At 69.1% G+C, this 22394-nt stretch carries 26 protein-coding genes; 16 read left to right on the top strand and 10 right to left on the bottom strand.

Features of this window, described 5'->3' with window-relative positions:
* Positions 1–30 precede the first annotated feature (30 nt).
* The 4 genes from Q0994_RS02305 to Q0994_RS02290 are packed head-to-tail and all read left to right on the top strand — an operon-like array spanning position 31 to position 4436.
* Entirely contained in the window at positions 31–801 is a 771-nt protein-coding gene (locus Q0994_RS02305) for a phytanoyl-CoA dioxygenase family protein (protein WP_299528214.1), read from the top strand.
* A gap of 14 nt (positions 802–815) precedes the next feature.
* Positions 816–1472 carry an L-threonylcarbamoyladenylate synthase gene (locus tag Q0994_RS02300; RefSeq protein WP_299528212.1) on the top strand — a complete coding sequence of 219 codons (657 nt, stop codon included), beginning with the start codon at positions 816–818 and terminating at the stop codon, positions 1470–1472.
* Entirely contained in the window at positions 1462–3579 is a 2118-nt protein-coding gene (locus tag Q0994_RS02295; protein WP_299528210.1) for a phosphoketolase, read from the top strand. Before Q0994_RS02300 ends, Q0994_RS02295 begins: the two co-directional genes overlap by 11 nt.
* Positions 3576–4436, top strand: a complete 861-nt coding sequence (locus tag Q0994_RS02290) for a phytanoyl-CoA dioxygenase family protein (RefSeq protein ID WP_299528208.1) — start codon at positions 3576–3578, stop codon at positions 4434–4436. Before Q0994_RS02295 ends, Q0994_RS02290 begins: the two co-directional genes overlap by 4 nt.
* A gap of 91 nt (positions 4437–4527) precedes the next feature.
* Here Q0994_RS02290 and Q0994_RS02285 read toward each other — a convergent pair whose 3' ends face one another.
* From Q0994_RS02285 to Q0994_RS02270, 4 genes are all read right to left on the bottom strand, one after another.
* On the bottom strand, positions 4528–5121 hold the full coding sequence (locus Q0994_RS02285; RefSeq protein WP_299528206.1) for a hypothetical protein: 594 nt from the start codon (positions 5119–5121) through the stop codon (positions 4528–4530).
* Positions 5111–6310 carry an MAB_1171c family putative transporter gene (locus Q0994_RS02280; RefSeq protein ID WP_299528204.1) on the bottom strand — a complete coding sequence of 400 codons (1200 nt, stop codon included), beginning with the start codon at positions 6308–6310 and terminating at the stop codon, positions 5111–5113. Before Q0994_RS02280 ends, Q0994_RS02285 begins: the two co-directional genes overlap by 11 nt.
* A complete protein-coding gene (locus tag Q0994_RS02275) occupies positions 6307–6861 on the bottom strand; it encodes a secondary metabolite protein (protein ID WP_299528202.1) in 555 nt (184 codons plus the stop codon). Before Q0994_RS02275 ends, Q0994_RS02280 begins: the two co-directional genes overlap by 4 nt.
* Positions 6862–7040: 179 nt before the next feature.
* Positions 7041–7493, bottom strand: coding sequence for a helix-turn-helix transcriptional regulator (locus tag Q0994_RS02270; RefSeq protein ID WP_299528200.1), 453 nt, complete (start codon positions 7491–7493; stop codon positions 7041–7043).
* 684 nt (positions 7494–8177) lie between these two features.
* Between Q0994_RS02270 and Q0994_RS02265 the strand changes: the two genes are divergently transcribed.
* The 8 genes from Q0994_RS02265 (at position 8178) to Q0994_RS02230 (ending at position 15076) form a co-directional block, all read left to right on the top strand.
* Complete coding sequence (locus Q0994_RS02265) at positions 8178–9074, top strand: helix-turn-helix domain-containing protein (protein WP_299528198.1); 897 nt, start codon at positions 8178–8180, stop codon at positions 9072–9074.
* Positions 9075–9076: 2 nt separating this feature from the next.
* Positions 9077–9796 (top strand): hypothetical protein, encoded by a 720-nt coding sequence (locus Q0994_RS02260; RefSeq protein ID WP_299528197.1) that lies wholly within the window; start codon positions 9077–9079, stop codon positions 9794–9796.
* Between the two features lie 173 nt (positions 9797–9969).
* Positions 9970–10611 carry a WhiB family transcriptional regulator gene (locus Q0994_RS02255; protein ID WP_299528195.1) on the top strand — a complete coding sequence of 214 codons (642 nt, stop codon included), beginning with the start codon at positions 9970–9972 and terminating at the stop codon, positions 10609–10611.
* Positions 10608–12200, top strand: a complete 1593-nt coding sequence (locus Q0994_RS02250; RefSeq protein WP_299528193.1) for a hypothetical protein — start codon at positions 10608–10610, stop codon at positions 12198–12200. The genes Q0994_RS02255 and Q0994_RS02250 overlap by 4 nt, the downstream gene beginning before the upstream one ends.
* Entirely contained in the window at positions 12197–12388 is a 192-nt protein-coding gene (locus Q0994_RS02245) for a hypothetical protein (protein WP_299528191.1), read from the top strand. The genes Q0994_RS02250 and Q0994_RS02245 overlap by 4 nt, the downstream gene beginning before the upstream one ends.
* 86 nt (positions 12389–12474) lie before the next feature.
* Entirely contained in the window at positions 12475–12687 is a 213-nt protein-coding gene (locus tag Q0994_RS02240; protein ID WP_299528189.1) for a hypothetical protein, read from the top strand.
* 263 nt (positions 12688–12950) lie between these two features.
* Positions 12951–13346, top strand: coding sequence for a plasmid mobilization protein (gene mobC, locus Q0994_RS02235; RefSeq protein ID WP_299528187.1), 396 nt, complete (start codon positions 12951–12953; stop codon positions 13344–13346).
* Positions 13343–15076, top strand: a complete 1734-nt coding sequence (locus Q0994_RS02230) for a relaxase/mobilization nuclease domain-containing protein (RefSeq protein ID WP_299528184.1) — start codon at positions 13343–13345, stop codon at positions 15074–15076. The genes mobC and Q0994_RS02230 overlap by 4 nt, the downstream gene beginning before the upstream one ends.
* Before the next feature lie 26 nt (positions 15077–15102).
* On the opposite strand, the gene Q0994_RS02225 is transcribed toward Q0994_RS02230, so the two are convergent.
* Entirely contained in the window at positions 15103–15918 is an 816-nt protein-coding gene (locus tag Q0994_RS02225) for a sugar nucleotide-binding protein (protein ID WP_299528182.1), read from the bottom strand.
* Positions 15919–16105: 187 nt separating this feature from the next.
* On the opposite strand from Q0994_RS02225, the gene Q0994_RS02220 reads away from it, so the two are divergent.
* Together Q0994_RS02220 and Q0994_RS02215 are read left to right on the top strand one after the other, a co-directional pair.
* On the top strand, positions 16106–16549 hold the full coding sequence (locus tag Q0994_RS02220; RefSeq protein ID WP_299528180.1) for a hypothetical protein: 444 nt from the start codon (positions 16106–16108) through the stop codon (positions 16547–16549).
* A gap of 79 nt (positions 16550–16628) precedes the next feature.
* Complete coding sequence (locus Q0994_RS02215; protein ID WP_299528178.1) at positions 16629–17324, top strand: hypothetical protein; 696 nt, start codon at positions 16629–16631, stop codon at positions 17322–17324.
* Positions 17325–17509: 185 nt separating this feature from the next.
* On the opposite strand, the gene Q0994_RS02210 is transcribed toward Q0994_RS02215, so the two are convergent.
* The 4 genes from Q0994_RS02210 to Q0994_RS02195 form a co-directional block, all read right to left on the bottom strand.
* Positions 17510–18331, bottom strand: coding sequence for a DUF317 domain-containing protein (locus Q0994_RS02210; RefSeq protein ID WP_299528176.1), 822 nt, complete (start codon positions 18329–18331; stop codon positions 17510–17512).
* A gap of 16 nt (positions 18332–18347) precedes the next feature.
* Complete coding sequence (locus Q0994_RS02205) at positions 18348–18638, bottom strand: hypothetical protein (protein ID WP_104784050.1); 291 nt, start codon at positions 18636–18638, stop codon at positions 18348–18350.
* A gap of 91 nt (positions 18639–18729) precedes the next feature.
* A complete protein-coding gene (locus Q0994_RS02200; protein ID WP_299528169.1) occupies positions 18730–19083 on the bottom strand; it encodes a DUF317 domain-containing protein in 354 nt (117 codons plus the stop codon).
* Between the two features lie 326 nt (positions 19084–19409).
* Positions 19410–19538: a hypothetical protein gene (locus tag Q0994_RS02195; RefSeq protein ID WP_299528167.1), complete on the bottom strand. Its 129-nt coding sequence runs from the start codon at positions 19536–19538 to the stop codon at positions 19410–19412.
* A 197-nt stretch (positions 19539–19735) separates the two neighbouring features.
* Here Q0994_RS02195 and Q0994_RS02190 point away from each other — a divergent pair, with 197 nt between their 5' ends.
* Together Q0994_RS02190 and Q0994_RS02185 are read left to right on the top strand one after the other, a co-directional pair.
* On the top strand, positions 19736–20842 hold the full coding sequence (locus tag Q0994_RS02190; RefSeq protein ID WP_299528165.1) for a hypothetical protein: 1107 nt from the start codon (positions 19736–19738) through the stop codon (positions 20840–20842).
* A gap of 40 nt (positions 20843–20882) precedes the next feature.
* Entirely contained in the window at positions 20883–22046 is a 1164-nt protein-coding gene (locus Q0994_RS02185; protein WP_299528163.1) for a hypothetical protein, read from the top strand.
* A gap of 76 nt (positions 22047–22122) precedes the next feature.
* On the opposite strand, the gene Q0994_RS02180 is transcribed toward Q0994_RS02185, so the two are convergent.
* A partial coding sequence (locus tag Q0994_RS02180; protein ID WP_299528161.1) for a hypothetical protein occupies positions 22123–22394 on the bottom strand: 272 nt, incomplete at its 5' end.

Below are 22394 nucleotides of genomic sequence, written 5' to 3'. Positions count from 1 at the left end.
ATGTCCCGTCCCTCCGGAAGGAGAACCACCATGCCCCGACCTCAGACGTGGAGCGACGACGAGCGGCGCCGGTTCCTCGACGACGGCGTCCTCATACGCCGTGGCCTGGTCCACGGCGAAGTCCTGTCCCGGGCCCGTGACCTCGTCAGCGACTGGTTAGCCGAGGCGTACGACCCCGCGCGGCTCACCGCCTACACCGACCGCAGCTTCGCCCCCGAACTGGAAGAACACCCCGCCCTCCTCGCCCTCTACCAGCAAAGCGGCCTGGCCGAGCTGGCCGGAGACCTGCTCCGGCCCGCGAGGACCGCCCCGGTCACCCGGGCACAGATCCAGATCCGGATGCCGCACTCCGCAGAGCAGCCGGTGAAGCGGATGCATGTCGACGGCGTCTCCTGCCCGCACCTGGAGCCCCGCGATCTGCGCACGTTCACGTTCATCGTCGGCGTCGTCCTGGACGGCGGCGCCACCGCGGACGCCGGCGCTCTGCACTACGTGCCCGGCGGGCATCACCGGATGGCCGACTACTTCGCCACGGACTGGGTCCTGGGTCAGCCCGCCCAGACCCCCGACGACATCAACAACCAGGACGGCACCGCTCTCACTGCCGTGCCCGGCGACGTGATCGTGATGCACCACCTCGTCCCCCACCGGGTCGGCATCAACGCGAGCAGCACACCCAGGGTGATGGCGTACTTCCGCGTCAGCCACGCCCAGCACCCCGACCTCGCCCTTCGCGCTCTGTCGGACCCGTGGCTGGAGTACCCGGCACTCGCCGCACTCACCCGCCCCGGAACCGTGTGAGAGGGAAGAACGCCATGGACATCCTCGCCCGCGACCAGCTCCCCGACGCGGCCGCCCGATTCCTGGCCATCGGGAAGGTGGTCGCCGTGCCCACGCCCCGCTGGTACATGCTGTGTGCCCGCGCGGCCGACACCGACGCCACCAGCGCGGTCTTCCGAATCAAGCAGCGCCCCCGCACCAAGCCGCTGCTGCTCCTGCTCGACAACCCGGCCACGGCCGAGACCTTGTTCGACCTGAGCGACGACGCCCGCCTACTGACCGGTGGCCTGTGGCCGGGGGACCTCGCGTTACGTCTTCCGTGGAAGCCCGGGGTGGAGCCCGTCGCGGCGGTCGGCTCCCCGGCGCTCGTCGGCTGCCCCAACGGGATCCTGGGACAGCTGGTCACCCTGGTCGGCGAACCGCTGGCCGCCGCCGTGTGCAGCATCTCCGCCCCTGCCGCCGGCGACCAGGACCACCCGGCCCTCACCGCCGACCACGTCACCGCCTTCGACCAGACCACGGAGGCAGGCATCGCCGCGGTCGTTGACGGCGGGATCTGCCCGCACGGCCGGCACATGACCATCGTCGACTGCCCCGCGGGCGCCGCCGCGCGCTTGGAACGGGAGGGCACCGTCCACGCCCGCGCTGTCGAAGCCGCGCTCGCCCCGGCAGGAGGACCCTATGTGGGCTGACCTCGCCCGCCGTTCGAACCGCCTGGTGCCCGACGTCTCGGTGGCCGCCGTCGCCGACGCGCTCGATTACCTCTGTCTCGCCCAGCTCTACCTGCGCGACAACCCGCTCCTGGCCCGGCCCCTGGCCCCGGCCGACGTCAAGACTCGACCGGTCGGCCACTGGGGGGTGTGCCCGCCCGTCAACCGGATGCTCGCCGCCCTGGGCCCGCTCCAGGCAGCCGTGCCCGAAGGCTACGAGCTGCACGTCCTGCACGGTGCCGGGCACGCCGGTCCTTCCGCCCTCGCCCACGCCTACCTCACCGGCCGGCTCGGCCGCGCCCATCCCGATCTGTCCCAAGGCGAGGCCGGGCTAGGCGAACTCGTCGCGGGCTTCCCCCGGGCCGACATCGGCGGGGAGATCACCCCGATGATCCCCGGCCACCTGCACACCGGAGGCCAGCTCGGGCCCGCCCTCGCGATCGGGCAGGGCACCGTCCTCGACGCCGCCCACCGGCTGTCGGTGGTCCTGATCGGCGACGGAGAGTGCGAGACCGGAACGACCGCCGCCTCCTGGCTCGCCACCCGTGCCCTGCACGGTACGGGCGACCACGGCACCGTCCTTCCCGTCGTCCTGCTCAACAGGATGCGCATGGGCGGGCCGAGCGTACTGTCCACCCTGAGCCGCACCGAACTCACCGCCTATTTCACCGGCCTCGGCCACCGGCCCGTCTACAGCGACGGCCTCGACATCGGCCAGCTCCGCCAGGCAGTGACCGAAGCCCTCGGCGCTGCCCAGCCCCTGGGCATCCCAGGGCCCTCCAGCGTCCTTGTGCTCACCCTGGACAAGGGCCACGGCGCCCCCGCCCACCTCGCCGGTACCCCGGCGGTCCACAAGACGCCGCTGCGCGACCCGGCCGAAGTGCCCGCCGAGTTCGACGCGCTCGCCGACTGGCTGGCCTCCTACCAGCCCGCCCAGCTCCTGACCCCCAGCGGCCGGCCCCGGCCTCACCTGCTGCCCGCGCTCCCCCTACCCCGGCCCGAGCCCGCCGGCCTCCCGGCACCGCGCGGGTGCGTCGCCGCCTCCACCCAGGTCGCCGCCCAAGCCGCCGGGCGCCCGTTCGCGCAGGTAGTCCCCGAGGTCCTGCGAGCCCGCGCCGGGCAGGGAGCGTTCCGCGTGTTCAGCCCCGACGAGCTGGCCTCCAACCGCCTCGACCTCACCGACGAACACGGACGCCCGGCGCCGTGGGCGGTGGAAGTCCTCAGCGAGGAGCTGTGCCACGCCTGGGCCCAGGGCTACACGGAGACCGGCCGGCACGCGCTCGTCGCCACCTACGAGGCGTTCGCGCCGATCACGCTCAGCCTCATCCAGCAGCAGCTCAAACACCGGGCGGTGCGCCGGCACGCCGGGCTCGCCCCGCTGCCCAGCCTGGTCTACCTCCTGACCAGCCTGGGCTGGCACAACACCCTCACCCACCAAAATCCCAGCCTTACCTCGGCGCTTCTGGCCAGCGGCGACCCCACGCTCCACGTCCTCACCCCCGCTGACCCCGCGCGCACCGCCGCCACCCTCACCTTCGCCCTGCGCAAGCTGGACCGGTGCACGATCGTCGTCGCCAGCAAGCACACCACGGTCCAGCACCCCCTGGGGACACTCGACGAGGAACTGCGGCACGGCATCGCGATCTGGCCCCACCTCACCCAACCCGGCTCAGGCGAACCCGGCCTGGTCCTCGCCTCCGCCGGCGACCTGCCCGCCGAGGCCCTGACCACCCTCGCCCAGCGGCTGCGCGCCGAACGCCCCGGCCTGCGCGTGCAGTACGTCCACGTCCACGACCTCACGGTCCTGGCCGAGGACGGCTCCCGCCCTCTCGCCCTCGCCCCGGACACATTCGCTCGTCACTTCGGCACCCGAGCGCCAATCGTCCTGGCCACCAGCGGACACCCCGCCGACATCCACGCGCTCCTCGGACGCCGCCACCCCGGGCCCCGGCTCACCGTCCTCGGCTACCGCGACCCCAGCCGCCCCGTCTCCCAGAACCGCCTTCGCCAGCTCTGCGGTCTTGACGACGCTGGCCTGTGGCAGCTCGCCACCAACCTCACCGACAACCCGAAGGAGATACCGGCATGAGGTCCCCGCTCCCGCCTGTCGCCCCAGACGCAGGCACCCTCGACGCTTTCGAACGCGACGGGTACACGGTCGTGCGCGACGCGATTACCCCGGCCCTTCGCGACCGGCTCCTGACCGCCGCCGAGAAGCTGCTAGCCAGCGACATCACCAAAGGCCGCGACCGAGGGGGCGACGGCAAGGACGGCTTCCGCGGATGCCTCAACCTCGACGGCGCCTTCCTCCCGCTCCTCGCCAACCCGGCCGTCCTGCCCACCGTCGTCCAGCTCCTCAGCCCGAACATCCACCTGCTCTCCGCCCACCTCATCGCACTGCCCAGCGGCCCGCCCCGCACCATCCGCATCCCCGGGCGCCACGGCTGGCACCGCGACATGTACGGCGTAACCGCCGACCTCGGCTTCCCGAGCACCCCCCGGATGGCAATCAAGGCCGCTCACTACCTCACCCCCGTCACCCCCGGCTGCGGGCTGACCATGTTCCTCCCTGGCAGCCACCTCCTCACCGAGGAACCCGTCGTTCCCACCGGCGCAATCGACCCGCCCGGCGCCGTCACGCCCGACATCACTGGGACCGACGCAGTCCTCTTCGAGAACAGGGTCTGGCACACCGGAGGCATCAACCTCTCCGGCCAACCCCGCATCGCCCTCATGCTCCAGTACGGCTACCGCTGGCTCCACCCCGTCGACGACCCCACCACTAACCTCCGCAAAGACGCCGCCCTCACCCCGATCGAGCAGCAACTCCTCGGCCTGCCTGACCGCCGTCCGGACGGATCCCTCGCCAAGGGCAGCGGAGCCGCTCCCATCCGTTCCTGGTGGGAGAGCAGCTCATGGAATTCCGTACCAACGCAAAAGAGCTAGTCGAACGTTGGATCCACCAACCAGCCGAAGCCCGAGATGATCATTGCCGCCGAAGAAGCCGACCATCTCGCTCCCGGCGGACGGTGTCAGATCAACGCGCCAGGTGAAAGACGGCTGCGGCCACGATGGTGCCAAGGATCGTCCCTGCGATCACTTGGTTGCGTGTGTGGTCACGCAGTTCGACACGGGACCAGCCAACGACAACGACCAAGAGAAAGCCGAAAGCCATCCACGGGCCGTAAGTCTGCACAAGCATCGCGCAGGCGCCCGCAGACACGGCCTGATGGACGGAGATCTTCCAGGCAAAGGTGATCGCGGTGAGGATCGCCAACGTCACGAGCATCGAGACGATGAGGGCAACCATGGTGCGAGGCGCCCCCGCAACAAGCATCAAGACGATGCCAGTAGCTACGGAGAGCAGGATGACAGCCATCACGATGAGACGCGCACGCTTCGCCCCAACGTGTCTGTCGCCCCAATGGCCCTTGCGAATTCCATACTTAATGAAGGTGATCGGGATGACAGCCGCGAAAAGAGCACCGACCACTCCCCACGCCACACCCGCCCATTGCGCGGTGTGCCAACCGACCAACAGCGTGACGGCGATAATCCAGTTCTTCGGCTCAAGCCAGTCCGTGATACGGCGGGCCAGCTGTGACTCGCTGGCGCGAACATCAGTTGTCATGCGAAGAGATCCTTTCCGCATCGCCCTGCCCACGGAAGACAGACGACTTTTCTTGCCGGGCAAAAGCTGAAACAACCGGCGAGGATAGATATGCGCTGGCAACGGTACGCAACCATGAAAGTTCACTCGCCCTGTCTCGCCCTGTGACACCGAGGGGCGGATATTCAACACCCTGCAGACGAACCCCACTTCGAGCACACTGGGCGGCTGTACGCAACCAGCAGGCTTCCGCAACCGCATCGGAGTATTGCGCGTCGACCCCCTCCTGGCGGACAAATTTCCGAGCCTCTGCGTAAACGTCGACTGACACGTACTCGCGGAGCGCTAGGCAGGCATCCTCGATCTCGATTACGCAGCGTTCCAACCGGAAGGGGATGCGCCTCCTGGCTACGGAGGTCGCCAGCACCACATACGGGGCTGCCTCCGTGAGCTGCACCCAGAGGGGTCGCAGCTTCCGCAGAGTGCTCCACGCCGCGACGTACTCCACGGCGACGGAGAGAGGAGGCAAGCAGACACCCAGCGCGACCGACAGGACCGTCGCCTGCTTAAGCGCTGTGGAGAGCAGGTTCTCCAAGTCCGGATAGTTGGCACCAGAGGCGAGCTGAACCGTCACGAAGACAATGCGCTGTATGGCGTACAGGCTTCCCAACAGGGTCCCCAAGCCCAGGAATCCGAGGCCGGCCTTCCCAAGGAGAGTCCGGCTGTGACGCACCCCGCTAAGGAACAGCCACGTGGCTACGACCATGGCAATGCCGATGTACAGCGTGAAGACCGCCATATAGAGGACAGGAAAGAGGGCAGCACGCCCTCCCCCGAGCCTGACCGGCCCTCCCGGCGTCCAGTTAGCCAAGGCGTAGAAGGCAAGCATGAGGGGCAGCGTCACGCCGGCCGCCACCAGTCGTGTGCGACGCGCCAGGCCCTGGGGTCGAACGACTGCGATGACGAAGTCGAGCAGGTACGCCGCCGAGGTAACGCCGAGCAGGTGCTTCAACAGCGGCGATAGCCTGGCATCTGCACCGACGGCGGCATCAACCGCCTCTTTGACTGGCGGGACCTCAAACGTCATGGCAACCGCGAGAGTCACCAGGGTCAGCGCCAGGCTTCGCTGCTTGTGAGAGTGCCGGATAGACGGCAGTCGCCACAGAGCCACCAGCCAGAGAACGCCGGCGACGATGGTGGATGTGCTCATGAGCGGCGGTTCCTCCGTGGATGGACGAGAGCGTCTTCGAGCCGCGACACCGCGCCGGACCGGCCGTGCTCGCGGCCCGAGTGGGCAAGATCATGGAAAAGCTCCCCCAGGCAGGAGGCAGCCATCTCGGCGTCATACTCGGTCTCGCTGTCATAGCTCGTCCGGCCGAGAGCAGAGAGCACAGCAGAGGGGTCGACCCCGTCAGGGAGGACTCTCAGCAAGGACTGAACGACGCTCTCATTACTACCGGCGTGCCCGAGCAGCAGGTGCGCTAGCTCGTGACGCACGATCTGCGCACGATGGCGCTCGCTCGTAGCCGCCACGTGAAAGACGTAATCCCCATGGTCGAAAGAGAGAACCATCCCGCAGGGAGCGTTAGCCCCTCCGGTCTCAGGCAATTCGTGTAGGTACAGGGGGCGGCCACGCTGGATGGCGAGCTGTCGGCATATTTCATCCACCGCGTAGGGATCAGATATCTCGACCCCCCGCAACTGCTCTTCACAAAGCTGCCTCAGCTGCGCCTCTCTGCGCGCATATCGCCGATTGAACATGGACGAGATCCTTGCTGTAGCCCCCGAATGAGCGCTGGCACGGTCTGCGCTAACCGGAACCCACCATTCCGCGCGGTTCCAGCGGAGCTTTACATACGTTCAGATGGTTGCCCAGGGCGACTTGAAGGATCACGTACGGCATACCAGGCAAATCCACCCAGCAGGTGAGAGAGGTCACATCACTGACCGGGCCTGTCGAGCCCTTCCCACCGGCGCGCCTGATTGATCACGTTCGTGATCATCTTCAAGCTGTCCGCCGAGAGGCCATTGGCCCGAAGCGCAAGACCGCGCACCTCACTGTCGGCCACAGCCTCGATCAGCTCCATGGAGGCACGCACCTTCTCGGCCTCATCGGCGTCGTAGTCCGAGAAGAAATACTGCGCTTCGACGTGAAAGTGGCCCGCGAGGCGCTCCACGGTCTTCAGGGTGGGGTTGGGCTTGGCCCCGGTCCGCAACTGCGAGATCGCACTCTCCGACACGGAGATCACCCGTGCGACCTCGGCGTTGGTGTAGCGCTTCCCGGTCGCCGGGTTCTTCCTGGTCTCGAACAGGTGGTTGAGCTTGTCGGCCAAAGAGCGTCGCGCGTCGGCCGCGCCACCGGGCACCTCCGCCGGTCCGCTGGACTCCGACATCACCAACTCCTCCCATCTAGACGTTGGACCCTGGACTGTACTGCAGTGCAGTTCCTGAGGCCAAAGACCGATGACCTTCACTTCAGTGTTGACAGGTAGGGATCACTTTGGCGTAGGTTTCCGATCAAGACTTCACTGAAGTGTTGCGAGGCGGCAGGGTGCAGCAGACGCTCCTTGTTCGGTCTTCGCGGCATACGTACGCGCTAGGACCCGCCCATGATCGCTCCGCCCCCGTCGTCGCAGCTCAAGCGACTTCTACAGGGTTTAAGAACCAACTCTGGACCTTGACGCGGCGCCGTGCGTATGTTCGTCGTCCCCGCCGGGCAGACCGCCCGCATGGACGAGCCCAGGAGCAATGACGTGTACAACCTCCAGGCTTCATAGGTCCCTGGACACAGCGACGGCGTCCGAGAGCAGCAACTCCCGGACGCCGACGCCTAACGGCTGTACCCGCCCCAGCAAGGGCGGAGATCGCCACCATCACCACGCTGATCCCTTCCACGGGGCGTCTCAGCGCGGCAACACCAAAGGAGAACCCTACATGCGCTCCGCCCTGCGCAAAAGGCCCTTCCCCCCGGCCTGCGCGGCAGCCACCTCCGCCTCGGCGCCTCAGCTCCCCGAGTCGGACCGCATCCTCCTGGCCCCGGCGAGCCGCCGGTCTCGCCTGCTCCTCGGGAGCGGCCGATGAGCAGCGAAGCCCGCGAGTGGGTGTGGGAGCACAGCTCAAGCCGAGGGGCTGCGCGTCTGGTCCTGCTGTCGATCGCCGACCGGGTGGCCGACGACCAGTGCATCTCCTGGGCCTCCCTGTCCAGCCTGGCCAAGCGCACACGCGCCTCGGTCTCCACGGTGCGCGAAGCCATCGAGCGCTTGATCCTCGCCGACGAGCTGGAACAGCTCGACGACCTCGTCGGTCCGCAGCGGAGCACCGTCTACCGCCTGCCCCTCGCCGCCGACGCCCTCGCACAGGCCCGGTGCGAGCAGCAGGGGGAGGACGGGGACGCAACGGTGTCGGACGAGCCCGCCGCCCCTGCGCAGCTCCGGCTCTCGGCTCTGCGGCGGTACGGAATCCGCCCTCGTGAGGTGCCGGAATCCCCCGCGAGGGGCCGGAAACCGGCAGTACCGGAAACCGGCAGGTCCAGACGGAAACCGGCACAGCGGCGTACCGGCCACCGGCACAGCGATGTACCGGCTACCGGCACACAGAACCGTAGTGAACCTGATTTGAACCGGAGGTACAGCAGTAGTGGTGCTGCCGTCACCTCGGCTGCGGAGTGGCAGGTCGACCCCGCCACCCACACCTGGACCCGCCAGCAGGGACACCTCGACCGCCTCGGCGAGCAGGGCCTGCAGTCCGCCGACGCGAAGTGGCGTGCACACCGGGCAGGCCATGCTCCGAGGCCGGCGGAAGCCTGGGCTGCCGACTGGCGCTCCTGGATCACCCGGGAGCACGCCCCCAGCCGCCCGAACCTCCACGCCGTGCCCGGCAAGAACACCGCTGCGCCTGGCGGGATGACGCGGGCGGAGGCCCACACCGCCGCCCTTCTCGCCGCTCTCGACGAGCCGACCGGACTGGAGGGCTGACCGTGGACCGCCGCGAAATAGCCGCCCTGCTGGCCTACATCGGCCGGCTCGACCCCCGCAGCATCCGCACCGACGAGGGCGAGGCCCGCGATCAGCTCGCCCAGTGGAACGAGCTGCTCGGTGACGTGCCGATAGCCACCCCGCACGGCTGGGACGCCCGCGTCGCCGCCCGCCAGCACTACCGCACCTCGCCCTACCAAATCCAGCCGGCGGACGTGGTCCGCCCCTGGGAGAGCTACCGGCGCAACCGCCTGGCCCTCCACTCCGACCCCACACCGTCCGCGAACCCGGACGACCAGGCGGCCTGGACCGCCGAGTTGGTCGGCACCCGGCGCGCCGTCGCCGTCGGCATCGCGCAGCCCGTCCAGGCCCGAGCGATTACCACCGGTCGTGACGGGATCAATCCGCGGCTTAAGGCGAGGCTGCGGGAGGTCGGCTCCTGCATACCGCCCGCCGCCCGCGCCGCCCTCGCGCCCTACCGGCCCGCCCGAGCAGCACGCGAGGCAGCCGTCGCACAGGGACTGCCGGACGCTCTGAGTGTCCCGTGCGAGTGGGAGGGGTGCCTGGCCCAGCCCGGTGAGCCGTGCCGCCGCCGCAGGATCGGCCCCGACGGCGGTGCCCGTGGCACCTCCCAGTGCGCGCCTCATCCCAGCCGCCTCGACCTCGCTGCCGCCCAGCAGGCCGGGCAGACCGCGCAGGTCCAGCAGCCCGCCGTGGCCTGACCTGCGAGCAAGGCCGGTACATCCCGTCCGGTGCACCGCCCTCCCCACACCACCCTCCCGCCCCGGCTGCGGCGCCCGCTCTCGCGCCGCAGCCGGCCCCCGACGCCGCGTCCGCCTCGACGGCCCCCGCGGCCGGCCCCCGCGGCCGACGCGGCAGCACATCGGAGATCCCCTTGCACCACATCACCACCCACGACGCGCCGGCCACCGGCCTGCGTGGCATCGGAGACACCAGCTGGCACACCCGCGGAGCCTGCTACGGCCTGGATGTCGAGGACGCCGAGGCGGTCTTCTTCCCCGGCCCCCGGGACCACGAAGAGATCGCGGAGGCGAAGGAACTGTGCGGCTGGTGCCCCGTACGACATGACTGCCTCGACTTCGCCCTGGAGAACGGCCTCAAGGAGGGCGTCTGGGGCGGCCTCACCGAGGCCGAGCGGCGTCCCCTGCACGATGGTCTGCCCCAGCGCCTGGACTACCGGCGCGTAACGGCCTTCTTCCGGGGACGCGACGTCCATCTCACCGAAGTCGAGCGGCAGGTCGTCATCGACCACGCCTACGTCCGTGGCTGGAGTCCCTACCGGCTCGGGGCCGCCCTGCAGATCAGCCGCAAGCACGCCCGTGACCTGCTCCGGCAGTCCGCCAACAAGGTCCTCGATCGCGACCGCACCTACGGCGTGCCACGGCCCAAGAAGAAGCGGAAGAAGACCGCTCCGGCAGCAGGCGGCCCTGCACCCGTCAAGCCCTGCACCCAGCAGGCCGTACCCCGCCCGGCAGCATCGACGCCGGCGACGTCCCCTCTCGGAAAGGCCGCATGACCCATCCCGTCCTGGCCCTCGGTGTCGCTCCGGACCTCCCTCTCCTCCTCGCCGCCGTCGTGCCCGCCGCCCTGGGTGTCGTACTGACCGCCTGGGCGGCCCGGCGCCGGACAACCCGCACGCAGAAGCGTCGCGGCGGGCCAGCGGTCAAGGTCGCAGCGCTCGCCGCCCTCGGCTGCACCGCCTACAGCGCCGACACGAGCTGGCGCTTCGCCGCCGACTACCTCGACATGGCCGGCACCGCCGAGCGGATCATGATGTTCGCCGCGGCCGAACTGGCACTCTTCGCGACCGCCCTGATGGCCCGGCAGAACCTGGCCACCCAGGGCGCCCCCGGCCTGCCGGGCACGCTGGTCTGGGTGATCACCGGCGTGCAGGTGATCCCCGCCTTCGCTGAGAGCGGCCTCGTCGGCGGCACGGTCCGGGCCTTCGTCGGACCGATCATGGCGGCGATGCTGTGGCATCTCGCCATGGGGATCGAGCTGCGCCTGCACACTCCTGGTGCCGCCTCCCACGGGCTGATCGCCGTCCTGGGCCGGGAGGCCCGCGAACGGCTCCTGTCCCGCCTCGGCATCGCCGCCCGAGACCGCGACGCCGCGCAGATCACCCGGGACCGAGCCACCGCCCGCGCGGTCACCCTCGCCGCCAAGCTCGCCGAGCGCACACCCCAGCAGCAGCAGAGCCGACGCGGGCGGCGTCTCACCCGGCGCCTGTCGACAGCGGTCGGCAGGGCCTCGGTCGGCACCGACCCGCTGCAGCGCACACAACTACTCGACCAGCTCGCCGCACGACGGCACGCACTCGCGCTCGCCACGGTCCCGCTGCCCTCCCCCTGGTCCCCGGAACCCGACACCGCGCCGGGCGCCACCGTCCCCCCGCAGCCGACGACGAACGGGGACCGCGGACCGAGCGACGCGAAAGGACCGGTCCTTGAAGTCGAGACCTTGACGGCGCAAGAACGCCCGGGGACCGAGGACGGGTACGCGGGGACCATCGTGGGGACCACGACTCCAGAAGCAGGCGCGGCCCCGGGGGCAGGACCCTCTCGACGGAAGGGGACACAGGAGGGCGCCGTAGGCATGGGGACCGACCGTCCCGTGCAGAAAGTGCCTGCTCAAGTCCCTGATTCGTATCGGGGACCGACTGCCGCCGAGTCGGGGACCGAACCCACCGGGGACCGGGGACCGACCACCACCGACACGGGGACCGAACCCACCGGGGACCGGGGACCGACCACCACCGACACGGGGACCGAACCCACCGGGGACCGGGGACACAAGGTCCCTCTCCGTCGGAAGCCGATCACGAAGCCCCGGACGAAGAGCAAGGGGAAACGCGGCCGGTCCCGTACCCCGCAGACCCAGCGCCCGCCACGAGAGCTGGAGCCGCCGGAGCGCCAGCTCGTTCAAGATGTCCGTCCCCACGTCACTGGCCTGCTCGCACGGGACGGCAACGGAGCGATCACTCGGGTTCAGTTGCGGGAAATCATCCGCCGCGAGGGCCTGACGGGCTGCCGGAACGACCGAATCACCCTCGTCCTCCAGGAACTGCGGAGCGAGGACACTACGACGACAAGGGGCACCACATGAAGACCTGCCACCAGTTCAACACCGTCCGCGGGGAGTATGAGCGAGAGATCGGCTACATGCTCGCTCACTCCCAGCGATACGAGGGCAGGCCGGCGGCGAAGTCCAGTGCGAAGCAGGCAGCCTCGGCGAAACAGCGGATGGCCCGGGCGCTCAGCAGCCACGTCGGGCGCTGCCCCGAGTGCGGCTGAACTGGCAGAAGACCAGCTCATCGCCCCTATCAGTATCGGTGGCCCGGCTCCGTGCCGGGCCACCTCCCCGCTCTGGGAGACACGCCGTGATCCCTCATTCGTCCAAGCCCACCGCCGCCGAGGCCAGCGCCTGGGCGGATGTCCTGGTCCGCCGACGGCTCCTGCAGGCCGCAGGCCAGTGGCTCAACCAGGACCGGCCCGAGAGGCCCGTCCGCATCCTCTCGGGGCCGGCCGACGTCGTCGCGCAGGCCGCAACCATCCAGCATCGCAACCGCTCCACGAGGTCCGAATCCCGATGACGAACACGCCCCAGAACGACACCACCCCGCAACCCGCTCCCGACTCCAACTCGGTCTCGGGGCGAGCAAGTTATCGCAAGAGCATTGCTCCCGCCGGGAGCAATGCTCTTGCGTCCCCCGCCCCTGGGGCGGCGGGAGCGGATCGGCACCGGGGGGCGCCAATCCGTGAGGATGCGACCGAGGGCGGCTCGCATCCTGGGAAGCAGGACGAACACAGCTGCCACAGTGCGCACTGCACGCACACCGCCCCTTCGAAGCCGCACGTGCAGCAGCGTGAACGCCTGCGCGACGAGAACAAACGCATACGCCAGCCCAGCTGCCGCATGAACGACGACGAGTACCAACTCCTCACCCGAGCAGCCGCCGTGTGCAACATGAGCGTCGCCAGTTTCCTCGCCCACGCCGCTCTTAAAGCCGCCGGCGACCTCGACCGTACGGCGGCGGAAATCGCCGCCCAACGAGAAGTCCACAACGAGCTTTTCGCTTTGCGCCGGCACCTCGGCCACATCGGCAACAACGTCAACCAGGTAGCCAAGGCCACCAACTCTGGTGCCGACGTCCCGTACGCCGAAGCCGTACTCGGCGCCGTCCAGCGCGCCACCCAGCGCGTGGACGCCTTCATCCAGCACTACCTCAACACCGAAACCCGATCCGGATGATCCCGCGCGTCCACAAGCGAGGCTCGAACACGTTCGGCCTGATCAACTACCTCTACGGCAAAGGGACCCATGAGGAGCATGTCGACCCGCATCTCGTCGCGGCCTGGGACAGTTTCGCTCCCGACCCCGGTCGCGATCCGCAGGCCACGAAGCGGCATCTGCAGCAGCTCCTGGACCAGCCCGTCCAGGCACTCGCGGAGTCGCGCCGCCCGGCGAAGCACGTCTGGCACCTTTCGGTCCGGGCCGCACCGGATGACCCGGTTCTCTCCGACGAGCAATGGGGCGAGATCGCCCGACGCATGGTCGCCGCGACCGGCATCGCACCGGCCGCCGACGAGGCGGGATGCCGCTGGGCAGCCGTGCGCCACGCCGACGACCACATCCACATCATCGCCACACTCGTCCGCGAGGACGGCCGGCGCCCGCGCCTCAACAACGACGCCAAGCGGTCGCAGGCCGAAGCCCGCTTGATCGAAGCCGAGTACGGGCTCAAGCAGCTCAGCACCGGGGATGGGACCGCAGCGCAGCGCCCGACCAGCGCCGAGCGCCACAAGGCCCAGCGACAGGGCCGCGAGCGCACCGCGCGCGAAGAACTGCGCGAGAGCGTACGTCGAGCAGTGACCGGCGCCAGAAGCGAAGAGGAGTTCTTCGACCGCCTCGCCGCAGCCGGCCTGCTGATCCGCAAGCGCGAGGCGCCATCCGGCGACCTGCTCGGCTACAAGGTGGCCCTGCCGGATGACCGCAACAAAAACGGTGAGCCCGTGTTCTACCCCGGCGCGCGCCTCGCCCCGGATCTGTCCCTGCCGCGCATCCGGGAGCGCTGGTCCGCCGACTCCGACAAGACGGGGGCGCCGGATTCCCCCGGCAGTGCATCGCCCCACAGCCCTTCTGCCGCGCGTCGCCGGACGGCCACGGCTGCGTGGGTGGCAATCGGGGTCGTCGAGGACGGTGACGACGCAGTCGCTGCTGCGTACGTCGCCGCAACCGGCGAGGTCCTGGACGCCCTCGCGAAAACGTCCGCCGCCCACACCCGCAGCGAACTACGCGATGCTGCCAACGCGTTCGAGCGGGCCTCGCGCTCACACATACGCGCTGTACGCGGACACGACCGGGCCTTGCGGCAGGCTGCACGCGACCTCGTCCACGGAGGCCCGGCCCTCGGCCGGGGCGAGGACGGCGCCAGCACCGCGATGGTGATCGACATGCTGTTCTTCCTCGTCACGGCCGCCGCCCACTGGCATGCGAGGAAGGGCCATGCCCAGCAAGCCGAAGCCGCTAGCCGGGCCGCCGAGCACCTGCGCAATGCCTACCGGCCCGCCGCCGCTCAGCCACTCGGCGTGCTCTACCAGCGCGGCCGACGCCTGAGCCAGCCGGTACTCCGACGACAGACGGCGCTTCTGCGCGAAACGCTGCCGAGCCTGGCCGAGAAGATTCTCGCCGAGCCCGGTTGGTACGCCTTGGCCGCGACCATCGTGGAAGCCGACGCCGCCGGCCACGACTCGGCAGCACTCCTGTCCGACGCCGTGGAGAGCCGAGAACTGGGCACTGCGGACTCGGTCAGTGACGTCCTGGTGTGGCGACTGCGGCGGCGAGCGGATCTACCGGCCGACGCTACGGGGGTACCGAAGAATCGCACGGTAAAAAATCCGGCGAAGGTGCGCCCGGCAACGGCCCGAGCCACCACCTCTGGTCGCCGTTTCGGTGAAGAGGCACCCGGCCACACACGATGAGCCCCCGCCGCCGGTGCAACTGCGCCTCAGAGGAACTCGTGGACGCCGCGCAGTGTCGTGCGCAGCTTCGCCTGGGTGGCCCGGCTGTCGAGCCGGACGTCGAGTGCGCCGGCAAGCGAGGTGCCGGCGCGGAGGCCCTTCGGCAGTCGGGAAGCATCGAGGCCGTCCCGCTCAGCGATCAGCACACCCAGGCTGTGACGACTCACGGCATCGGTACCCGCAAGGTGGTGCATGCCGCGGGCGTCGGTGAAGGCCAGTTCCAGCAGGGCGGCGGCGAGGTCACCGACATGCACGGGGCAGCGGATGTCGTCGGTGAACAGGGCTCCGGATCGGGAGCCGGTCGCGAGGTCGTGCACGAGGCGTACATGCTCGGACTGGAGGCCGCCGATGATCAGAGAGGTACGGGCGACGACGGCGTCCGGAGCCAGAAGCCGGATGCCGGTCTCCGCCGCGGCCTTCGCTGCGCCGTACGGGGTGACGGGATCGGGACGACAGGATTCGTCGTAGTGGACTCGCGCGCCGGAGAACACGGCGTCGCTGCTCACGTGGACGAGGCGGCAGCCGTACTTCGCCACAGCCATCGCCAGGCGGACCGAGCCATCGGCCGTGACGGCCCAGTCGGCGCCGCCGCTGCTCGCGTTGATGACCACGCAGGGGGCGAGCGAGGCAACGATCTCCTCGACACCGTCGCCGACCCGCAGGTCCACCTCGTACCACGTGGCCTCCGGACCATCACACGGCCTGGTCGCGAAGGTCGCGGCGACGCGATGTCCAGCGGCAGATGCCTGGCGGACCAACTCGGCGCCCAGGAAACCGCCGCCGCCGACAACAAGAACAGTCATGTCATGCCACGGTAGACGGTCCTCACCTCGCTCGAAGCGCCTCGCCTGGAGCAACGCCAGCCCCCAAGAAGCGAGGAAACACCTCATGACCTGCGGAAAGTGACTGTGAACTTTGTGAATTGAAACCGCCAGGGGCATGAGGCACGATCATGAAGCGAGTCGGTTGAGGCAAGAGGAGGACGCCAGGGTGTTTCACCGAATACGACGCAGGGCCAAGGGGCCGAGCGAGGAGCAGCGCCAGTTCGCCGAGGTATTTGCGCGGATGCAGAACCAGGTCCCGCCGGGCCTCGGGGCGCCGCGCGCTACACCGGAGCACACCGAGCCGGTCGCCGTCGTCGACGACTTCCTCCCGCCGGAGCTGCGCGTACCGAGCCACGACCAGCTCGGTGGCAAGATGATGCCGTGGACGCAGCCCCTGGTCCTCGACGGCGAGATGGTCGCCTGCGCCGAGTGCGGGGCGTATCGGAACTGGCTCATCCTCTCCACCCGCGACCAGATCTGGCTGCGCTGCCGGGCGGGCCACCAGCAGCAGGAGAGGCGCCTCGACACCGCCTGGTACAACCGCAACAGCGGGCCGGCGGACGCGACGCACGCCACGTTCGAGGACTGCCTGCGCCACCTTGGGCACTGACCACCACTCCTACGACCCCACCGGGCCTTCGGGCCCGCACTGACCACCCGTCGCCTAGCACCAAGGGGTCAGTTCCGTCATGCGCGTTCGCGTCGCCACCACCATCCTCGGCATCACCGCCGCCCTCCTCGCCGTACCGGCCTGCTCCACCGACACCGTCGGCAACCCGTCCGACACCACACCGTCCGCCCGTCCCGGGAAGCAGGCCGACACAGCCCAGCAGACTGCCCTGCTCTCGTCGGCCGCGCTCGAGACGCGCCTGCTCAACAAGAGCGACCTGGGCAGGGGCTACCTCCGCAAGCCTGAACGCCCCTCCCAGGACGACGACGTCACCGTCATCGGCTGTCCAGCCCTGAGCGAGCTGGGCGGCGACGCCGCGACCGGCGGCACGCTCAGCTTCCCGCGCAAGGCGAAGGCGGAGTTCACCTACGGGGGCAGCTCCTCAGAGGTCTCCGAGGAGCTGTACAGCGACAACCCGACCAAGCTGTCCGACGGTATCGGCCGGATCTTCGACGCGATGACCGGGTGCCCGACCTATCAGGTCGTCGTCGGCGGCACCCCCATCGACATGGCTTCGCAGAAGCTGATACCGCCCCACAAGCTCGGCGACGAGCAGTGGAGCCAGCTCCTGACGTTCTCCACCAGGGAACGGAGCACCGTGGTCAAGCAGACCGCCATCCGCGACGGAAGTCTGCTGCTGATTGTCTCCGGCTCCCCGGCCCTCGTCGACCGGCACCTCGACAAGGCCCTCGACAAGGCCACGACAACGAGCTGACCTGCCCATCCGCCCTGCTGCTGCCTCCGAACGCTGTGCGTCGGGGGCAGCAGTGCGTCCCAGGGGCAAAGCCTTGTGGACATCAACGGTGCACCGCGACTGTCGCGGTCGGGGAAGCAGGAAGCCCGGCGCCCTCCAATGAGGAGGGCGCCGGGCTGCGGGCGTCGGGAGGGGCTGGCTGGATGTTAGATGGCTGGCGCGCGCAGAAGGCGAGCCTGGGTGGCCTCGGGCAGCACCCGGCGCAGGACCGGCGCGGTCGAGCTGAGGGAGGAGGCGAAGGCCGCGACGAGGTCGTGCGGGACGCTCGCGCCGAAGGACACCGCCCACAGGCACGGCGCGCCGAGCGCGGGTTCCGCCCACGCCTGCCACCCAGCCGATCCCACTTCGTCGACCTCGGTGGTCAAAGCGCGGGGGTCGCCGTCCTGGATGAGGGGCGGCACCTCGCCGAGGCTGATGTGCGAGGTGAACGTCGGATCCGTCGCCGCCGCCCGGGGCTGGTCGATGTCGCGGAACCAGCCGTGTGAGGCGACGGCGTCGAGGACCAGCTCGGGGCCCGCGATCGGCACGGCGGGCTGGTCGCGGGCATCGAGTGCGACGAGAAAGTCGGCCACGGACTCGCCAGGGACGCCGCAGGTGAAGTACGCCGACCACTGAGCGAGCGGGCTGCTCGTGTCCGGGCGGGCGGAAACCTGCCAGGCGATCGGCAGATCCCCCAGGTGGAACGGCTCGTCCGCCAAGCTCCACTGTGCCCACCGGAGGGTGTCGGGGCTGATGTGCAGGATGGTACTGCGCAGGACCTGGCGGTCCTCATCTGCTTCGTCCGGCTGGTGACGACCGCGGACGATCGTCAGGCTCGTCCAGCCCAGGCCAGAAAGCGTGTTGGCGACGGCGTCGTAGAGGCGCCCATCATCACCGGCCAGATATCGGGGCCCGACCCAGAACGCGGGCTGGCCGCCACGCGGAGTGGACGGGTCGAAAGGGAAGTCGGGGTACAGGGGCGCCTCCAAAGGCTCGATGCGGGTTCTACTTGCCGCCGGCACGGCGGCGGGGTCGGCGTGGGGGTGCCTGGACAGGGCCCTGCCACGTCAGGGCAACGGCCACCTCGGGCGGCAAATGGCCGAGCTGTGCACTCTCGTCCCGCCCCTCGGCCAGGTAGACGACGGTCCGGCCGGTCTCGTCCACCGATTGCACGACCTGTGCCAGCCGGTGTGCCATCGGAAAGAATGGGTTCATGGCCTGGCGAACCGGAGCACTTCGGTCGCAGGCGGACAACAGATCGATGAGATCACCGACGGTCATCTCCGGGGACGTCACGAAGGGCCTCCTGGGGTGAGGGGACGGGGAGCGAAGAAGGCCGACAGGAAGCCGGTCCTCCGGGCGAGGGCTTCCGCTGAGTTCTGCACGGTCATACGCGCCGCGACGTCTCCAACACTCGCGCCACGGCGGCGGCGACGATGTCAGCCGGCGTCTCGGTGTCGAACGACAGGTGGTAGCCGGGCACCTCGGCCGTGCCGGTGACGGCTATCGTCCATCCCTCACCGTCGGTGCCGGGGCGGCCGTCCGGGAACCAGCCGAGGTAGAAACGGCCGTCCTTCGAGCTGACATGCACGTCCGCGCGATCGTCCACGATCAGGTGGAAGTCCTCCGCAGAGAACTGGTCCAGGACCAGCGTGGGCCGACCGGGGCCAAGCTGCCACTCACGCAGCCGCAGGGCTTCAACGGTGGTGGAGAAACCGGGGCCCGCAGGGGGTGCGGTCATAGGCAAACACCTCTCTGACCTGGGGATTTCTGCAAGGTTGTCTACGTTGACATGCCCTCGCGGCCGTTGGCCAGTCTTTCCGCACTCTTTCCTGTCTGCCCCCGGCGAACTGTGTCCGTCGACGTCGAACGGCGACGCGCCGAAGCTCGGCAAATGGCACCACGAGGGCAGTTTCTGAGTCCCCCCGCGCGTCGGCAGGACCCAGCACCAGCATCTGCCGCCTTACCCGTTCACATCCACTCCGGCTCGAAGGCCCTGGGGACCATCCATGGTTCCCAGGGCCTTCGACGCATCTGCGGAGGCGGCCGTTTACTCCATCCACTGGGTCAGACACGCATGACGACCACCGACGCAAGGGCGCCAGCCGCCCAGGCGAGCAGCAGGCTCTGGCTCCTGCTGACGCCGTTCGCGTCAGCCCACCGTTTGGCGAGGGCACGGACGATCACTCCAGTCACGGCCGCTACCTGATTCCTGGACATAGGTCAGTCCTTCCGAGAGAAGGGAGAGACGCTCGAATTGGCGCCGCTCACTCACAGAAGCAGAGCAAAGCCACTGGTGACAACGGGCATAGGTGCGTTTGCAAGTTAGAGCGGCCCGGGACGGGAGTACTCGGTTCGACCGGTCGCCCACTGCGCCACTAACGTTGCTCCGCATGGCAGTTGAACTCCGTGTTCTGCGGCGCGACGACCTCCTTCTCGCCGCCACGTCCGCCGGCTTCAGCGTAATGACCGAGCGGCGGCTGGAGGACTTTCGACGCGACGGCCTGATGCCCCGTCCCGTCCGCGTTGGCAACGACGGGCACCGTCCGGTCTGGATCTACCCGCCGGGCAGCGACCGCCAGCTGGTCCAGCTCCTGCGCTGGCGCAGGCACACCTCGAATGTGAACGTGCTGCGCGTCGTGTTGTGGATTGAAGGCTTCCCGCTCGCCCTTGACGTTGTCCGGGCCTCCGCGACCGCCGTGATGGACGGCCTGTCGCACGAGCTGGAGCAGCTCCTGCAGACGGAGGCATCCAGCCGGGGCCTCGACCCAGCTGACGACCAGGACGCGGTTGTGGACGCCGTCGCCGAGACTATGGCCGCGAAGCGAGGCAAGGACGCTCTGCCCCGCCCGATCCGCGTCCCGGCAGGCAAACGGGCGACCGCCGTCGCGCAGCTGCTTCGTATCTTCGCCCTCGGCACCCAGCCGAACGTGACCGAAGACGAGGCGGAGACGGTCGAGAAGGTCCTTGGCGTCTCTCCGGGCAGACGGCATCGCGTGGAGGACGCCGGCCCCTGGCTGACCGGTCCGGCGAGCGTCCTCGTCGGCGCTGCCGACTTCGTCTCCCTGCCGCGGATGACCGAAGCACTCACCGACGCCACCGATACCGAATGGAAGGAAGCTCGCTCATCAGCTGCGGCGTTCTTCCTCCAGCTCCCCGTTTTCAGCCGGGCTGTCGCCGCTATGACCGGCAACAAGAACTTCGCCGGTATGGGCGGACACACCGCGCTGGACAGCGAGCCCCTCATGGCCGTCCTCCTGATGGCCTTCGTCCTGGGTGCACGCGGGGCCGACTGGTTCGGCAACGTGGAGGACCTGGCTGCCACACTGGCGCGATGGCCGACCTTGGTAGGCGAGATGAAGCAGGTGCTTGACCTGCCGCAGGCCGAACTTGACCGCAATCTCGCCGGCCTCAGCCACGAGATGCGGGCCCGCACTCAGAGGATCATCCAAGCCCTTCTGGACGGCGAGCTGGACACCGGTCCCAAACCTGTGCGGTGACGCGTAATTCACGACGAAAAGCAGACCTTAGGCTTCTTTCATGAGCACAGTGCGCGCCCGGGTGTGGCGCTTCACGATCGAGAAGGGGAAGGCTGGCGCGGAGGCTGTCCGGGCCGTCGAGATCGGGCAGGGCCCGCTGCCGGTTTCCCTGGCCGCCATGGTCAACGTCAATGCCCTTGCCTGTGACCTGCGCAAGACGGTCGACCAGCGTGTACGCGATCACGAGATCAGTCTGCTGCTCAGCTACATCGTCGGCGATCAGGGCAAGGGGCAGCTCGGTGCCGAGTGTTACGCCCTCGACTCCAGCGCTGGCCACATCCAGCGTTTCGTCAGCGAGTGCACCGGGCTCGGTGTGATGAGCGCTGCCAGTGAGGTCCTGTTCGACTGGAAGCACACGACCAGCGGGCTCAGCAGCTTCGACGTGTTGCCTGGAAAGCTCCGTGGGGTCTACGCGAATACGGGCGTGCGACCGGATCTCCTGTACGACTTGGCCGACGGGCCGGTCGCCGGAGAAGCACGGGGTCGGCGAAGGCGCGCCAAGCAGATGTTCCCGGCAGGCAAAGGCACCCCGGAGCAGCGGAAGCGTCTGGAGAAGCTCGCCCAGTGGTCCGTCGACCACGGTGATCATGCCTACTTCATGAGCTGGGTCTGGATCGGCCAGGGCGGCGTTTACGTCGATATCTTCCTTCCCGAGGACTCCCTCGCCCTGAAGGGCCTCAAGACCGGATGGATCGAGACACCGGGAGGCGGGAAGCCCTGGCAGTTCCGCGTCCCCCGACCCGACCTCCGCCGCATGGCCGACCCGTCCCCGGAGGAAGACTTCGCGATCCAGGCTCCGTTTCGTGTGGTCAGCGGTCAGGCTGCCACCAGGGCGGCGATCAGCCGGGTGGGGCCGGCGGCGGAGGCAGCGATGAACCGGGCTTTCAGCCGCGAGGAGGAGGAGATCGGCACGTTTGCTGGCGTACCTGTCCGGGGGCGTTGGATCCCGGGCGACACCCTTGGTGAGGCGCGGCACGAGGTATTGCTCGGTATCTTGGGCGAGCGCGTGGAACTGGACCACCGTGCTCAGCGCGAGCGACTGGCCACCCTGACAGGAGATCGGCTCGACACGTTCCTCGACGGCCGCCTGGTCACGGTCGTACGCTCGGTCGAGAACCCCCGACCGACCTGGGACCGGATCAGCGCAGAGTTGCTGGAGCACTGAGGCCCGTATCCCGCGCATGGGCGGCAGGCCAGATCCTGAAGGGCTTGTTCTTGGCGACTGGCCTGCTGCGGAGCGCTCACAACCACCCCACATACCCGCGCTTGACCACCTGCGCATCGTGTATGAAGGCCCAGGAGGTCGGCAGGTAGGCATCATCCCGCCCGCGGATGACACGGGCTTCTGGACGGCGCGCCGGCGGGTTGGCCAGGTAGGCGTCGATAACTGGGATCGCGAAGCCTGTGCCGCGTCGGCGCTTGCGCTCATACGGCGCTATTGATCCGAAACGCTTTGGGTGCAGGCTCGTTGATGGTGTGTGAGTGATCTGGTGGGGGATGCGCGGACTTGGTC

This window comes from uncultured Streptomyces sp., assembly GCF_947488945.1.
In the GTDB taxonomy this organism is placed as follows: domain Bacteria; phylum Actinomycetota; class Actinomycetes; order Streptomycetales; family Streptomycetaceae; genus Streptomyces.
Note: the sequence above shows the minus strand (reverse complement) of the source record. Positions and strands in the feature narration are given on the sequence as shown.

What these genes read in the sequence shown, in the direction of transcription:
- Q0994_RS02305 (WP_299528214.1), top strand. Translation starts at nt 31, where the DNA reads ATGCCCCGACCTCAGACGTGGAGCGACGACGAGCGGCGCCGGTTCCTC.
- Q0994_RS02300 (WP_299528212.1), top strand. Translation starts at nt 816, where the DNA reads ATGGACATCCTCGCCCGCGACCAGCTCCCCGACGCGGCCGCCCGATTC.
- Q0994_RS02295 (WP_299528210.1), top strand. Translation starts at nt 1,462, where the DNA reads ATGTGGGCTGACCTCGCCCGCCGTTCGAACCGCCTGGTGCCCGACGTC.
- Q0994_RS02290 (WP_299528208.1), top strand. Translation starts at nt 3,576, where the DNA reads ATGAGGTCCCCGCTCCCGCCTGTCGCCCCAGACGCAGGCACCCTCGAC.
- Q0994_RS02285 (WP_299528206.1), bottom strand. Translation starts at nt 5,121, where the DNA reads ATGACAACTGATGTTCGCGCCAGCGAGTCACAGCTGGCCCGCCGTATC.
- Q0994_RS02280 (WP_299528204.1), bottom strand. Translation starts at nt 6,310, where the DNA reads ATGAGCACATCCACCATCGTCGCCGGCGTTCTCTGGCTGGTGGCTCTG.
- Q0994_RS02275 (WP_299528202.1), bottom strand. Translation starts at nt 6,861, where the DNA reads ATGTTCAATCGGCGATATGCGCGCAGAGAGGCGCAGCTGAGGCAGCTT.
- Q0994_RS02270 (WP_299528200.1), bottom strand. Translation starts at nt 7,493, where the DNA reads ATGTCGGAGTCCAGCGGACCGGCGGAGGTGCCCGGTGGCGCGGCCGAC.
- Q0994_RS02265 (WP_299528198.1), top strand. Translation starts at nt 8,178, where the DNA reads ATGAGCAGCGAAGCCCGCGAGTGGGTGTGGGAGCACAGCTCAAGCCGA.
- Q0994_RS02250 (WP_299528193.1), top strand. Translation starts at nt 10,608, where the DNA reads ATGACCCATCCCGTCCTGGCCCTCGGTGTCGCTCCGGACCTCCCTCTC.
- Q0994_RS02245 (WP_299528191.1), top strand. Translation starts at nt 12,197, where the DNA reads ATGAAGACCTGCCACCAGTTCAACACCGTCCGCGGGGAGTATGAGCGA.
- Q0994_RS02230 (WP_299528184.1), top strand. Translation starts at nt 13,343, where the DNA reads ATGATCCCGCGCGTCCACAAGCGAGGCTCGAACACGTTCGGCCTGATC.
- Q0994_RS02225 (WP_299528182.1), bottom strand. Translation starts at nt 15,918, where the DNA reads ATGACTGTTCTTGTTGTCGGCGGCGGCGGTTTCCTGGGCGCCGAGTTG.
- Q0994_RS02215 (WP_299528178.1), top strand. Translation starts at nt 16,629, where the DNA reads ATGCGCGTTCGCGTCGCCACCACCATCCTCGGCATCACCGCCGCCCTC.
- Q0994_RS02200 (WP_299528169.1), bottom strand. Translation starts at nt 19,083, where the DNA reads ATGACCGCACCCCCTGCGGGCCCCGGTTTCTCCACCACCGTTGAAGCC.
- Q0994_RS02190 (WP_299528165.1), top strand. Translation starts at nt 19,736, where the DNA reads ATGGCAGTTGAACTCCGTGTTCTGCGGCGCGACGACCTCCTTCTCGCC.
- Q0994_RS02185 (WP_299528163.1), top strand. Translation starts at nt 20,883, where the DNA reads ATGAGCACAGTGCGCGCCCGGGTGTGGCGCTTCACGATCGAGAAGGGG.